Here is a 14,548-nt window from a genome sequence, read left to right on the forward strand (position 1 = left end):
GAAACTTTGAATTTGATAGAATTGATAGTGAGCTAATGTATAATTGTGGTTGTTTCTGCTTAAGTCGCAGAAACTTTGTATTGAGCTTTCGCTTCAGGCGAAAGCTTTAGTATTTTGCGAGAATAGCAAAATACCATAAAATGAAATTCCTACGGAATTTCTACATTATTTGTCATTTGTCATTTGAAAGTTTGTCATTTATATTATTGACATAAACTAAAAATAGTGTTATTCTACATAAAAGAAAAACCTTTAATTTGATCCAGAGAGATTAATAAGGAAGTTAAAATTTATTATATATTTTTATCCGGCTTTTTATAATTTTTATAATTTTATTTGCCGAAGATTAAGTAATGAAAGTAATTCTGCCTTCCTATTAATTTGGGAAGGCTTTTTTTTGCAAAAATACAGATTTTTATTTTAATTAAGGGAGCTGAAAAAATGGAAAAACTAAGACATTTAATAGAACCTGAAGATTTTACAGTAGAAGAACTAGATGAGATTTTTAAAATTGCACATAATATAATGGATTGCCCAAAAGAGTTTGCACATATATGTGATGGAAAAATTCTCGCAACACTTTTTTATGAACCAAGTACAAGAACAAGACTTAGCTTTGAAGCTGCAATGATGAGACTTGGTGGAAAGATATTAGGATTTTCAGAACCGAATTCAACATCTATAAGTAAAGGTGAAACAGTTGCTGATACAATAAAAATGATTTCGATTTATTCAGATATAATTGCAATGAGACATCCAAGAGAAGGAGCAGCAAAAGTTGCAAGTATTTATTCAAGTGTTCCAATAATTAACGCTGGAGATGGCGGACATCAGCATCCTACACAGACTCTTGCAGATCTTCTTACAATTCAAAGTTTAAAAAATGGTTTAAGTGGTCATACCATAGGACTTTGCGGAGATTTAAAATTCGGCAGAACAGTCCATTCACTTATAAAAGCCATGACAAGATATAAAGATAATAAATTTGTTCTTATATCACCTAAAGAACTTTCAATTCCAGAGTACATAAAAGAAGAAGTATTAGAGAAAAATAATATTCAATATAAAGAATCAGATAAACTTGAAGATTGTATAGGCGATCTTGATATTTTATATATGACAAGAATACAAAAAGAAAGATTCTTTAATGAAGAAGAATATAAAAGATTAAAAGACAGCTATATATTAGATAATAAAAAGATGGAACTTGCAGATAAAGATATGATAGTAATGCATCCACTACCAAGAGTTAATGAGATAGCATATGAAGTTGACTTAGATAGCCGTGCAGCATATTTTAAGCAGGCAAGATACGCAATGTATGTTAGAATGGCACTTATATGCAAATTGTTAGGAGTGATGTAATAATGTTAGAAGTAACAAGTTTAAAAAACGGAATCGTAATAGATCATATAAAAGCAGGAACTGGAGTTAAAATCTTTAAGTATCTTAAACTTGATGAAAAAGGATATAACGTTGCACTTATAATAAATGCAGATAGTAAAAAGCTAGGCAAAAAAGATATAATTAAAATAGAAAACTGTGAAAATTTAGATTATAAAATACTTGGAATGTTATCACCAAGCATAACAATAAATGAAGTAAAAAACGAAAAGATAGTAAAAAAGATTACGCCTGATCTTCCAGAGAAGGTAGAAAATATAATAACATGTTCAAATCCAAGATGTATTACAAAAGTAGAGCAGTATGTACCACAATCTTTTGTATTAGTTGATAAAGAGACTGGAAAGTACAGATGTGAATATTGTGATCAAATAACAACACTTTAATTATAAGGGAGAGTTTTTATGGAACTTTTATTAAAAAATGCGAGAATAGTAGATGCGTTTCAGGATTTTGTCGGTGACATATATGTAAAAGACGGAATAATTTCTGAAATAGGAAAAGATTTAAATAAAAAAGATGTAAAGACATACGATTTAAAATTAAAAACATTAATGCCTTCATTTGTAGATACTCATGCTCATTTTAGAGATCCAGGACTTACACATAAAGAAGATATAAAAACGGGCTCAAGAGCGGCTTTAAGAGGAGGATATACAGGAGTATGCTTAATGGCTAATACAAAGCCTGTATGTTCATCAAAAGAAGTTTTAGAATATGTAAGAAAAAAATCAAAAGAATTAAATCTTATAGATATTCATCAGTGTATATCAGTTACTAAAGATTTTGACGGGGTTACATTAGATCATTTAAAAGAATTTAAAGATGATAAATTAATTAAAGCAATATCAGATGATGGAAAAGGAGTTTCAAATTCAGATACAATGTATGAAGCAATGAAAATTGCCAAAGAATATGGATGGGTTATAATGTCTCATGCAGAAACTCCTGAATTTTCAAAAGTAGATATGAGAATTGCAGAAAATATGATGACTATAAGAGATTTAAGACTTGCAGAAATTACAGGTGCAAGACTTCATATGTGCCATGTAAGTACAAAGGAAGCTATAAAAGATATAATAGATGCAAAATTAAAGGGTGCAAATGTTACTCTTGAAGTAACTCCTCATCATATAGGACTTACATCAGATATATCAAATTATAGAGTTAATCCTCCTATAAGAGAAAAGGAAGATGTTAAAGCTATAATTAAAGCTATAAAGCTTGGAATGGTTGATACAATAGGAACAGATCATGCACCTCATACAGCTGAGGATAAGAAAAATGGTTCACCTGGAATGGTAGGACTCGAAACTGCATTTTCTGTATGTTATACTAATCTTGTAGTAAAAAATAATATTTCATTAAATAAGCTTAGTGAGCTTATGAGCTTTAATACAGCTAATATTCTTTCAATGAATAAAGGAAGAATAAGCGTAGGATATGATGCTGATTTTGTAATTGTAGATACAGATAAAAAAGTCACTATCGATTCTTCTGAATTTGCATCAAAAGGAAAGAATACTCCTTTTAATAATATGTGTCTTCAGGGAGAAGTTTTATGCACAATCAAAGCTGGAGAAGTAAAGTATCAAAACAAAAATATTAATATATTTTAGGGGGAAGAATATTGAATAGTTATATTGCAGACAAATTGTATGACAGAATAGAAAAAAAAGGAGTTGTATGTGTTGGTCTTGATACATCATACTCTTATATCCCAGAATACATAAAACAAAGCAAAAATTTAACAGATGCAATTTTTGAATTCAACAAAGAGATAATAGATGCAACTAAAGATTATGCTGCCTGTTTTAAAGTTCAGATAGCTTACTACGAAAGTTATGGAATTGATGGACTTTTAGCTTACAAAAAGACTCTTCAGTATTTAAGAGAAAATGATGAGATAATAATCGCAGATATAAAAAGAGGAGATATAGCAGCAACTGCAAAGATGTATGCTAAAGCTCATTTTGAAGGAGACTTTGAAGCTGATTTTATAACTTTAAGTCCTTATATGGGATTTGACAGCATTGAGCCTTATATGGAATATTTAGAAGGCGGAAATAAAGGAGTGTTCTCACTTGTAAGAACATCAAATAAAGGTGCAGAAGATATTGAATATCTTGATACCAAAGATGGAAGAAAAGTTTATGAAGCAGTAGCAGATGGACTTTATGATATGGGAAAAGATATAAAAGGAAAGTGCGGATATAGTGCTATAGGAGCAGTTATGGGATGTACTCATGTAGAGGAAGGAAAACTTTTAAGAGAAAAATATAAAAATATGTTCTTCTTAATTCCAGGATATGGTGCGCAAGGTGGAAAAGCTGAGGATGTTGCACTTTATCTAAATAATGGAAATGGTGGAATTGTAAACTCATCAAGAGGAATTATTACAGCATATAAAAAGCTTCAAAGAAATGAAAAAGAATTTGCAGTATGTGCAGCTGAGGAAGCTCTAAAGATGAGAGATGCAATAAGAAAATGTGTAAAAAGATAGAATTTATAATTTTTAGGAGGAAAAAGAAAGTATGAAGCCTGAGTGTAAGGATGTAAGGGTTATATCAAATAAGGAAATATCAAAAGGAATTTTTAGACTTGCAGTTGAATGTGATGATAATTTTAATGCAGGACAGTTCTATATGCTTAAAGCAAAAGGTCAGACATTTTTAAAAAGACCTATAAGTGTATGTGAAAAAGAAGATTCTAAACTTATTTTTGTTTATGCAGTAGTTGGAAAAGGTACAGAAGATATATCATCTTTAAAAGAAAATGATACAATTTCAATAACAGGTCCTCACGGAAATGGATTTGATATTCATAAGGCATACGGAAAAGCCGCAATTGTATCTGGAGGAATAGGAATAGCACCTATGCTTGGACTTGCAAAGAATCTTAGAAATATTAATAAGTACGAAGAAATAGATCTTTATTCAGGATTTAGAGACGACATCTATCTTATTGACGAGATGGAAAAGTATGTTAATTCAATAAATATATCAACAGACACAGGAAAAAATGGAGTTAAAGGATTTGTTACAGATCTTTTAAAACCTGAAGAATATGATACTGTTTTATGCTGCGGACCTGAAATAATGATGAAAAAAGTTATAGATATGTGCAAAGCTAAAAATGTAAAAGTATATGTTTCTATGGAAAAACATATGGCATGTGGAATAGGAGCTTGTCTTGTATGTACATGCAAAACAAAAGACGGAAACAAAAGAGCGTGCAAAGATGGTCCTGTTTTTGACGGATACGATGTAGAATTGTAAAGGAGAGTTTAAGATGTTAGAAGTAAAAATAAATGGTGTTGATTTTAAAAATCCAGTAATAGCTGCATCTGGAACATTTGGCTTTGGACAGGAATATAATGATTTTTATGATGTTTCTGTTTTAGGAGGAATATCATCAAAAGGACTTACTATTAATAAAAAAGCAGGAAATGAAGGATTAAGAGTATATGAAGCAGCATCAGGAATGATAAATTCTGTAGGACTTCAGAATCCTGGAATAGATTCATTTATAGAACATGAACTTCCTTCAATGAAAAAGCTTGGAACTAATGTTATTGCAAATGTTGGTGGTGGTTCAATTGAAGAGTACGAAAAAGCAGTATCAAAAATTGATAAGACAGATGTTGATATGATAGAACTTAACATATCATGTCCTAATGTAAAGCATGGTGGAATGGCGTTTGGAATTAAAGCTGATGTTGCATATGATGTAGTAAGCAAGGTTAGAAAACTTACAAAAAAACCTCTTATGGTAAAACTTTCACCTAATGCTGAAAATATAGTAGATATGGCCCTTATGTGCGAAAAAGCTGGAGCAGATTCATTATCTCTTATAAATACAATTAAAGCTATGGCAATAGATATTTACAAGAGAAAGCCTGTATTTAATAACGTTACAGCAGGACTTTCAGGCCCATGTGTAAAACCTATTGCACTTAGAATGGTTTATGAAGTGTCAAAAGCTGTAAGCGTGCCAGTTATAGGTCTTGGAGGAATACAGACAGGTGAAGATGCAATAGAATTTATGATGGCAGGTGCAAAAGCTATACAGATTGGAACTGTTAATTTTGTAGATCCTCTTTCAGGTAAAAGAATAGTATCTGAAATGGAAGACTTTTTAAAGAAACAGGGAATAAAAGATATAAACGAAATAGTAGGAATTATAAAATAAATATTTTTATAGTGTGGAGGAGAAATTATGCAAGAATATAAAAAACAATTTATCGAATTCATGGTTGAAAGTAATGTTTTAACATTTGGAGATTTTGTAACAAAGAGTGGAAGAAAGACACCATTTTTTATTAATGCTGGAAATTATCAATCAGGAAGTGAACTTTCAAAACTTGGAGAATTTTATGCAGAAGCAATAAAAGAACATTTTGGTGATGAATATGATATACTATTTGGACCTGCATATAAAGGAATTCCAATAAGTGTTACAACAGCAATTGCATTATCAAATAAGTATGATATAGAAGTTAAATATTGCTCAAACAGAAAAGAAATAAAAGACCATGGTGATAAAGGAATACTTCTTGGAAGTAAGTTAAAAGATAATGATAGAATCATAATTGTTGAAGATGTTACAACAGCAGGAACTTCAGTTTATGAAACAATGCCTATATTAAAATCAGAGGCTGATGTAGATGTAAAGGGACTTATTATCTCAGTTGATAGAATGGAAAAAGGTCATGGCGAAAAGTCTGCACTTACTGAATTAACAGAAAAATTTGGATTAAAAACATGTTCTATAGTTAATATGGAAGAAGTTGTAGAGTATCTTTACAACAAAGAAATAAATGGAAAAATTGTAATTAATGACGAAATAAAAAGTAGAATAGATGATTATTATAAAAAATATGGTGCAGTAGAAAAATAATATTGACATTAAAATTAGAATCTGATAATATAAACATATCGATTGATCATATGACTGACGGAAGTGGAGTATACCACGGGAAGTATGATTAAAAAAGGCCGACCGTCTGGGCGAAAAGTTCAGACGTCGGCTTTTTTTAATCTTATTTATTAATTAAGGAGGCAGCATATGGTTAAAGGAAGAATTCATTCTTTTGAATCAATGGGTCTTGTTGATGGACCAGGAATAAGAACAGTTATTTTTATGCAAGGATGTCTTTTAAGATGTAAGTATTGTCATAATCCTGATACATGGAAATGCGAAAGCGAAAAGCTTTATACTCCTTTAGAGGTAGTTAAGAAAGTAGAAAGGTATAAACCGTATTTTTCTTCAGGTGGTGGTGTAACATTTTCTGGTGGAGAACCTCTTTTGCAGCCAGAGTTTTTACTTGAAACTCTTAAACTTTTAAAAGAAAGAGGAATAAATACATGTATAGATACAGCTGGATATGGTTATGGTAATTATGATGAAATACTTAAATACACAGACCTTGTTTTATATGATGTAAAACATTATACAAAAGAAGGATACAAAAATATTACATCAGGAAATATTTTAAAGACACAAGAATTTTTAAAAGCTATGATAAGAAATAATACTAAGATGTGGATAAGACATGTTGTTGTACCAAATCTTACAGATTCGCGTGAGCACATTTATGGACTTAAAAAATACATAGAAAAGATTCCTAATGTATTAAAAGTTCAGCTTCTTCCGTATCATGTTCTTGGAGTAAATAAATATGAAAAGATGAAAATTAAATACCCGTTAGATGGTGTAAAGCCTATGGATAAAAAAATAACAGATACCCTTTTAAAAGAATTTTTTGGGGAATACTAAATAAAAAATATTCAGAATAATCTGAAAAATTATAGTTAAGGAGTAATATTATGTTTAAAGAATGGAATGAATTTAAAGAAGGAAACTGGCAGAAAGAGATAGATGTAAGAAACTTTATATTAAAAAATTATACTGTTTATGAAGGAGATTCTTCATTTCTTGAAGGAATAACAGATAAGACAAAAAATGTTTGGGATAAGTGTTTAGAGCTTATAAAAAAAGAAATAAAGCAAGGAATAATTGATGTTGAAACTGATAAAGTATCAGGAATAAACAATTTTAAACCTGGATATATAGATAAAGAAAATGAAGTAATAGTAGGACTTCAGACAGATGCACCTTTAAAGAGAATAGTTAACTTATATGGCGGAATGAGAATGGCTGAAAGTGCACTTAGTCAGTATGGATATAAGCTTAATGAGGATATAAAAAAGCATTTTTCACAGTATAGAAAAACACATAATGATGGAGTGTTTGATGCATATCCTAAGAGAACAAAAATAGCAAGACATGTAGGACTTTTAACAGGTCTTCCTGATGCATATGGAAGAGGAAGAATAATAGGAGACTATCGAAGAATTGCTCTTTATGGAATAGATTATCTTATTTCAGATAAGAAAAAAGATCTTGATAATTTAGACGGAACAATGAATGAAGATCGTATTAGACAAAGAGAAGAAGTGTCAATGCAGATAAGAGCACTTAAAGAAATACAAGACATGGCTATGTCATATGGAGTAGATATTTCAAAGCCTTCAGAAACTGCAAGAGAAGCAGTTCAAGCTACTTATTTTGGATATCTTGCTGGAGTTAAAGAAAATAACGGAGCAGCTACATCTCTTGGAAGAACATCAACATTCCTTGATATCTATATAGAGAGAGATTTAGAAAGAGGCTTAATAACAGAAAAAGAAGCTCAAGAAATGATAGATCAGTTTATCATAAAATTGAGACTTGTAAGACATTTAAGAACTCCTGAATATAATGAATTATTTGGAGGAGATCCAACATGGGTTACAGAATCAGTTGGAGGAATGACAATAACTGGAAGACCTATGGTTACCAAAAATTCATATAGATATTTAAATACACTTATTAATTTAGGTGCTGCACCAGAGCCTAATATTACAGTATTATGGTCAGAAAAACTTCCAAAGAATTTCAAGAGATACTGTGCAGAAATTTCAATAAAGACAGATGCTATTCAGTATGAAAATGATGATGTAATGAGACCTATTTATGGAGATGATTATGCGATAGCATGTTGTGTATCTGCTATGAAAGTTGGAAAACAGATGCAGTTTTTTGGAGCAAGATGTAATTTAGCAAAATCTTTACTTCTTTCAATAAATGAAGGCTTTGATGAAATAAAATTTGAAAAAGTTGTTCCACATATTGAAAAGATGAATGATGAAATTTTAGAGTATGATAAGGTAGTTAAAAGCTATAAAAAAGTTTTATCATATGTTGCTAATCTTTATGTAGATACAGTAAATATAATTCATTATATGCATGATAAATATGCATATGAAGCAGGTCAGATGGCACTTCATGATACTTGTGTAGAAAGAATTATAGCATTTGGAGTTGCAGGTCTTTCAGTTGCAGTTGACTCACTTTCTGCTATAAAGTATGCAAAGGTAAAGCCTATAAGAAATGATAATGGTATAGCTGTTTCATTTGATGTTACAGGAGATTTCCCAAAGTATGGAAATGATGATGACAGAGTAGATGATATTGCAACTGATTTACTAACTATTTTCATAAAAGAACTTAAAAAACATAAAACTTATAGAGATGCATATCATACTTTATCTGCTCTTACTATTACATCAAATGTAATGTATGGTAAGAAAACAGGAACAACTCCTGATGGAAGAAAGAAAGGTGAACCACTAGCTCCTGGAGCTAATCCAATGCATGGACGTGATGAAAATGGAGCTTTAGCATCATTAAATTCAGTCGCTAAGATACCTTATAGAGATGTATGCCAGGATGGAATTTCAAATACATTCTCAATAGTTCCACAAGCATTAGGACAGGATGAAAAAATGAGAGAAAATAATCTCGTTTCAATACTAGATGGATATTTTGTTCAAGGAGCACATCATTTAAATGTTAATGTATTAAATAGAGAAACATTAATTGATGCAATGAATAATCCAGAAAAATATCCTACACTTACAATAAGAGTATCAGGATATGCTGTTAACTTTAATAGATTATCAAGAGAACAGCAGCAAGAAGTTATAAAAAGAACATTCCATGAATCAATTTAAAAAAATAGTAAAATTTAAATTATAGTTTTCTAAATTAAAATTAAAGCTTATTTATATAAAGGACAGTGGACAAATGATGAAAAGATTAATTCTTTTCTATAAAATTTGTCTACTGTCTTTTTTTAATCTGCTTATTATAAGCTACTTGTTTTTAAGAATATTTGAAAAATATCCTCTTTTTATAAATCCCTTTTTTAGTCCATAAATTACAGTAAGATATGTAGCTGTTGTATCAAATCTTGCATCATGATATGCTTCAGAACTTTGGAATAATTTTTTAGAATGCTCTGAGATATCATTTTCTGTTATCTTTAAAAAGTCTACGACTTCAGAAAGACGTGGATTTTTTGTGTTTCCATTTGGATTTTTTATGTCACATATATTTTTATAATATGCCATTGTACAGAATTTATCTTTAGGTATAAAGATTTCTCCAAGACATTCAAGTTCATGTTTTAAAAATTTTATATCAAAATTTACATTGTGTCCAATTAAGAAATCAGCTTCTTTAAAATCATTTATAAAATTCTCATATAAATCTTCAAAATACTGTCCATTTGACAATTCATAAAGTTTTTCCATTGAAAAACCATGAACTTCTTGAGCTGAAGGATCCATTTCATCAACTGAAAAGAAATAGTTATGTCCTTTTGTTATTTGAGGTTTTGCTGATGCATCTACAGTAATATAACTAAGCTGACAAATGCTGCCAGGTTTTATGCTTGTAGTTTCAGTATCAAAAAATAATAATTTCATTAAATAATCTCCTTAAAAATTTTTACATTAACAAAATAATTATATATTAATAAAAAAGATTTTTAAATGATTGATTAATAAATATATTTTTATGTTTTGGAAATAATAACATAAAAGAAAAAAATTTTTATTTATGAGTAGAGTATACTATAATAGAAAAGCAAAGACATTTTATTTAGGAGGAGAGTATATAATGTTAAAAACAAAACGTAAAATTTCAATAATAGGTGCAGGATTTGTAGGAGCAACTACAGCTTACTCACTTATGCAAAGCGGTGTCGCAACAGAAATATGTATAAATGATATAAATATGGATAGAGCTATGGGTGAGGCAATGGATCTTGTTCATGGAACTTCTTTTGTAAAACCAGTTAAAATATATGCTGGAAGTTTATCTGAAACAAAGGATTCAGATATAGTAATTATAACAGCAGGAGCTGCACAAAAAGAAGGAGAAACAAGACTTGATTTAATTGATAAGAATTATAAGATTTTTAAAAGCTTTATACCACAAGTTGCAAAGTTTAGTCCAAATGCAGTTTTACTTGTATTATCAAATCCATGTGATGTTTTAGCATACATAACATATAAGTTATCAGGTTTTCCAAAAGAAAGAGTAATTGGTTCAGGAACAGTTCTTGATACATCAAGACTTAAGTATGTAATTGGAAAATACTTTGAGGTAAGTGATAATAATGTTCATGCATATGTATTAGGAGAACATGGAGATAGTGAAGTTGTAAGCTGGAGTACAGCAACTATTGCTGGACAGTCATTTGAAGAGTGCGCTAAAGAGTTTGATCTTGAATGGGATGACGAAATAAAAAGAGTAATAGAACAAGATGTTAAAGATGCAGCATATGAGATAATAAGCAGAAAGAAAGCAACATATTTTGCAGTAGCACTTGCAACAACAAGAATAGCTCAGGCATTATTAAGAGACGAAAATACAATTTTAACTGTTTCAACTCTTTTAGAAGGACAATATGGAATTTCAGATGTTCATTTAGCTATTCCAACTCTTTTAAACAGTAAGGGTGCAGTAAAAATAGTTAATCCTCCAATTAAATCTCCTGCAGAACTTAAAAAATTAAGAGATTCTGCTGATGTTTTAAAATCACATATTAAAAAAGTTTTAGAGCAAGATAACTTATAAATTGACAAAGAAATCCTGCTAAATTATAATCTAAAGTATGCTGTCGTTGTAGATAAATTAAGATTTTTGTCTTATATATTTTAGGCAGAGAAAAAGATTATTAATATGGAGGTATATTATGAAAATTGATGGTGTTATTATACCTGAAGGGTATAAAAGCAAGTATTCATTAATTGAAACAGAAGTTCAGATAAAGAAAATCAAAGATTTTTTTGAAAAAACTTTAGCTGAAAATTTAAATCTAACAAGAGTTTCTGCACCTCTTTTTGTTGAGCCTGATACAGGAATTAACGATAATTTAAATGGTGTTGAAAGACCAGTTGGTTTTGATATCAAGATAGCAAACAAAGATGTACAGATTGTGCAATCACTTGCAAAGTGGAAAAGATACAGCCTTTTTAGATATGGATTTAAAAAAGGAGAAGGTCTTTATGCAGATATGAATGCAATAAGAAGAGATGAAGAAGTTCTTGATAATCTTCATTCTGTATATGTTGATCAGTGGGACTGGGAAAAAATAATAGATAAGTCTGAAAGAAATATTGAAACATTAAAATGTGTAGTAAATAAAATATATGATGCTTTCAAGAAGACAGAAAAGTTTTCATGTGAAGAACTTATCAAAGAAGAAAAATATTTACCAGAAAAAATATTTTTTGTAACAACTCAAGACCTTGAGGATAAATATCCACATAAAACACCTTCTGAAAGAGAAGACATTGTAGCAAAAGAACATAAAGCTGTATTTATCATGCAGATTGGTGGAGCTTTAAGATCAGGAAAGAAACATGATGGAAGATCTCCTGACTATGATGATTGGAAACTTAATGGAGATATAATATTCTATAATCCTCTTCTTAAAAGAGCATTTGAAGTTTCTTCAATGGGAATAAGAGTTGATGAAAAAGCTTTAGATGAGCAGCTTAAGATATCAGGCTGTGATGATAGAAGAAATCTTAAATTCCACAAAATGCTTTTAGAAGGAAAACTTCCATATACAATTGGTGGAGGAATCGGCCAGTCAAGAATATGTATGTATTTTCTTAAAAAAGCTCATATAGGTGAAGTTCAATCTTCAGTATGGGATGAAAAGAATATAAAAGCATGTAAGGAACATGAAATAACATTATTATAAAAGTAAGGCAGAAGCATTTTGTTTCTGCCTTATTTTTATAGTGTGCCCAGCATGGGCACGTGCTAATCGGTGAAAGTCCGTAATGGGGGCTGATAGTGCCAACCATTAGCTTAAGACAAGGGTGTCCATCGCAAGGTGGAATCTGAAGGAAGTCGGCGGCAAAGCCTTGGTCTGAGGAATACGAACCACATCTGAGGCTCAATTCCGTGGGTGAACTTGCTATACAAAGTAAAGCCCAATAACTATCCGAAACGGAAAGAGTAAATGTGGCAGATAGATGAGGTGAAAGTACGTGTTCTTACCTGGGGAGGTCTGATAGATAAGTGCCTAAAGAAATTAAGTTTCTAGGTACAACCTATATAGTGATATATAGCTGAACTATCAGAAGTCAGCAGAAGTCATAGTAACTCCGCTAATCGCGATAGCGGATGAAGGACTGAACGTTAGGAGGTTTACAACTTTGGATAAATCAAAGAAATTGCAAAGAAAGCAGAAAACTCAATATAGAGACCAATTGATGGAAGTAGAAGTGGAACTTCAAGGTAAATCAAAGGTGCCGAGCAATCCTATGGTTTTACCAAATAGAGAAAGCGTAAACGATGGAGCATTTGATACTAGTAGATTACTTGAAGAAGTTCTAGAAAGAAATAATATGCTTTCAGCACTTAAAAGAGTAATTAGCAATAAAGGTAGCCATGGTGTCGATGGAATGAAGACCGATGAACTTCGTGAGCATATCAAGAAACACTGGGAAACAATTAAAGCTAAACTACTAGAAAATAGATATAACCCATCACCTGTAAGGAGAAAAGAAATATCCAAGCCAGATGGTGGAATTAGATTATTAGGGATACCAACTGTACAAGATAGATTGATTCAACAGGCTATTGCTCAAGTTTTATCTAAAATATATGAACCTTTATTTTCTGAAAATAGTTTCGGATTCCGTCCTCGTAGAGGAGCAAAGGATGCTATAACAAAATCAAAACAATATATAAATCAAGGAAATAGATGGGTTGTAGATATGGATTTAGAGAAATTCTTTGATAAAGTTAATCATGATATTCTTATGAGTAAACTTGAAAAGAAGATACAAGACAAAAGATTGTTAGCATTAATAAGAAAATACCTCAAAAGCGGAATTCTCATTAATGGGGTTTCAGTAACAAGTGAAGAAGGAACACCGCAAGGTGGTCCGTTAAGTCCATTATTAGCTAATATAATGTTAGATGAATTAGATAAAGAACTTGAAAGACGAGGTCACAAATTTTGCAGATATGCAGATGATAATAATGTATATGTCAAAAGTAAAAGAGCAGGACTTAGAGTAATGAAATCTATGACAAATATAATTGAAAATAATTTAAAGCTTAAAGTAAATAAGGATAAAAGTGCAGTAGACTTTGTATCTAAACGAAAATTTTTAGGATTTTCGTTTTACTTTTCGAGAAGCGGAGCAGAAATAAGAATCCATGAGAAATCCCTAAAGAGATTTAAGGAGAAGGTCAAATTCTATACTAATAGAAATAAAGGAATTAGCATGGAATACAGACTATTAAAATTAAATCAAATCACAAGAGGGTGGATTAATTATTATGGAATTGCTAACGCTCGCGGAAAGCTAGTAGAACTAGACAAATGGATTAGAAGAAGACTAAGAGCTTGCATATGGAAACAATGGAAGAAGATTAGCACTAAACAAAGAAATTTAGCTAAACTAGGAATCAATAAATACAAAGCATGGGAATATGCAAATACAAGAAAAGGCTATTGGAGAATCTCCAAAAGCCCTATACTAAACAACTCTCTAAATAATAAATACCTAGAATCTCTAGGATTTATTAGTCTAACACAAACATATCAAATGATACATTAATTTCTGATGAACCGCCGTATACCGAACGGTACGTACGGTGGTGTGAGAGGACGCTAAATAAAATAATTATTTAGCTCCTACTCGATTAGTAAATTAATTAAAAAAGCATAAAAATGATGGTACTATCAAAAAAAAATAAAAAAATAATAATAATATCAAAAAAA

The 14,548-nt window shown here is 30.5% G+C and carries 13 protein-coding genes and 1 riboswitch; of the genes, 12 read left to right on the forward strand and 1 reads right to left on the reverse strand.

All coding sequences use genetic code 11. The annotated features are described in order from the left end of the window. Positions 1–441 precede the first annotated feature (441 nt). The 9 genes from pyrB to pflB all read left to right on the forward strand — a co-directional run bounded on the left by pyrB (position 442) and on the right by pflB (position 9,461). Positions 442–1,365, forward strand: a complete 924-nt coding sequence (pyrB, locus tag MTX53_RS03635) for an aspartate carbamoyltransferase (RefSeq protein ID WP_244834866.1) — start codon at positions 442–444, stop codon at positions 1,363–1,365. Between the two features lie 2 nt (positions 1,366–1,367). Beyond that, positions 1,368–1,790 (forward strand): aspartate carbamoyltransferase regulatory subunit, encoded by a 423-nt coding sequence (locus tag MTX53_RS03640; protein ID WP_244834867.1) that lies wholly within the window; start codon positions 1,368–1,370, stop codon positions 1,788–1,790. Positions 1,791–1,808: 18 nt separating this feature from the next. Then, positions 1,809–3,023 carry a dihydroorotase gene (locus MTX53_RS03645; protein ID WP_244834868.1) on the forward strand — a complete coding sequence of 405 codons (1,215 nt, stop codon included), beginning with the start codon at positions 1,809–1,811 and terminating at the stop codon, positions 3,021–3,023. 11 nt (positions 3,024–3,034) lie between these two features. Beyond that, the gene (gene pyrF, locus MTX53_RS03650) at positions 3,035–3,907 is read left to right on the forward strand and encodes an orotidine-5'-phosphate decarboxylase (protein WP_244834869.1); all 873 of its coding nucleotides are present in this window, start codon (positions 3,035–3,037) and stop codon (positions 3,905–3,907) included. Between the two features lie 31 nt (positions 3,908–3,938). Then, positions 3,939–4,682, forward strand: coding sequence for a dihydroorotate dehydrogenase electron transfer subunit (locus MTX53_RS03655; protein WP_244834870.1), 744 nt, complete (start codon positions 3,939–3,941; stop codon positions 4,680–4,682). 13 nt (positions 4,683–4,695) lie between these two features. Beyond that, complete coding sequence (locus MTX53_RS03660; protein ID WP_244834871.1) at positions 4,696–5,595, forward strand: dihydroorotate dehydrogenase; 900 nt, start codon at positions 4,696–4,698, stop codon at positions 5,593–5,595. Positions 5,596–5,622: 27 nt separating this feature from the next. After that, positions 5,623–6,303, forward strand: a complete 681-nt coding sequence (gene pyrE, locus MTX53_RS03665) for an orotate phosphoribosyltransferase (RefSeq protein WP_244834872.1) — start codon at positions 5,623–5,625, stop codon at positions 6,301–6,303. 40 nt (positions 6,304–6,343) lie between these two features. Further along, positions 6,344–6,422: riboswitch (ZMP/ZTP riboswitch) on the forward strand. 49 nt (positions 6,423–6,471) lie between these two features. Then, positions 6,472–7,182 (forward strand): pyruvate formate-lyase-activating protein, encoded by a 711-nt coding sequence (gene pflA, locus MTX53_RS03670; RefSeq protein ID WP_244834873.1) that lies wholly within the window; start codon positions 6,472–6,474, stop codon positions 7,180–7,182. Positions 7,183–7,232: 50 nt separating this feature from the next. After that, a complete protein-coding gene (gene pflB, locus MTX53_RS03675; RefSeq protein WP_244834874.1) occupies positions 7,233–9,461 on the forward strand; it encodes a formate C-acetyltransferase in 2,229 nt (742 codons plus the stop codon). Positions 9,462–9,602: 141 nt separating this feature from the next. Here pflB and MTX53_RS03680 read toward each other — a convergent pair whose 3' ends face one another. Continuing rightward, on the reverse strand, positions 9,603–10,217 hold the full coding sequence (locus MTX53_RS03680) for a 3'-5' exonuclease (protein WP_244834875.1): 615 nt from the start codon (positions 10,215–10,217) through the stop codon (positions 9,603–9,605). Positions 10,218–10,410: 193 nt separating this feature from the next. Here MTX53_RS03680 and MTX53_RS03685 point away from each other — a divergent pair, with 193 nt between their 5' ends. From MTX53_RS03685 to ltrA, 3 genes are all read left to right on the forward strand, one after another. Further along, the gene (locus MTX53_RS03685; RefSeq protein ID WP_244834876.1) at positions 10,411–11,373 is read left to right on the forward strand and encodes an L-lactate dehydrogenase; all 963 of its coding nucleotides are present in this window, start codon (positions 10,411–10,413) and stop codon (positions 11,371–11,373) included. Between the two features lie 118 nt (positions 11,374–11,491). Continuing rightward, entirely contained in the window at positions 11,492–12,508 is a 1,017-nt protein-coding gene (asnA, locus tag MTX53_RS03690; RefSeq protein ID WP_244834877.1) for an aspartate--ammonia ligase, read from the forward strand. A 460-nt stretch (positions 12,509–12,968) separates the two neighbouring features. After that, positions 12,969–14,384: a group II intron reverse transcriptase/maturase gene (gene ltrA, locus MTX53_RS03695; RefSeq protein ID WP_244833187.1), complete on the forward strand. Its 1,416-nt coding sequence runs from the start codon at positions 12,969–12,971 to the stop codon at positions 14,382–14,384. The last annotated feature ends 164 nt before the right edge of the window (positions 14,385–14,548 follow it).

The organism is Clostridium sp. BJN0001 (genome assembly GCF_022869825.1).
Taxonomy (GTDB): Bacteria; Bacillota; Clostridia; order Clostridiales; family Clostridiaceae; genus Clostridium.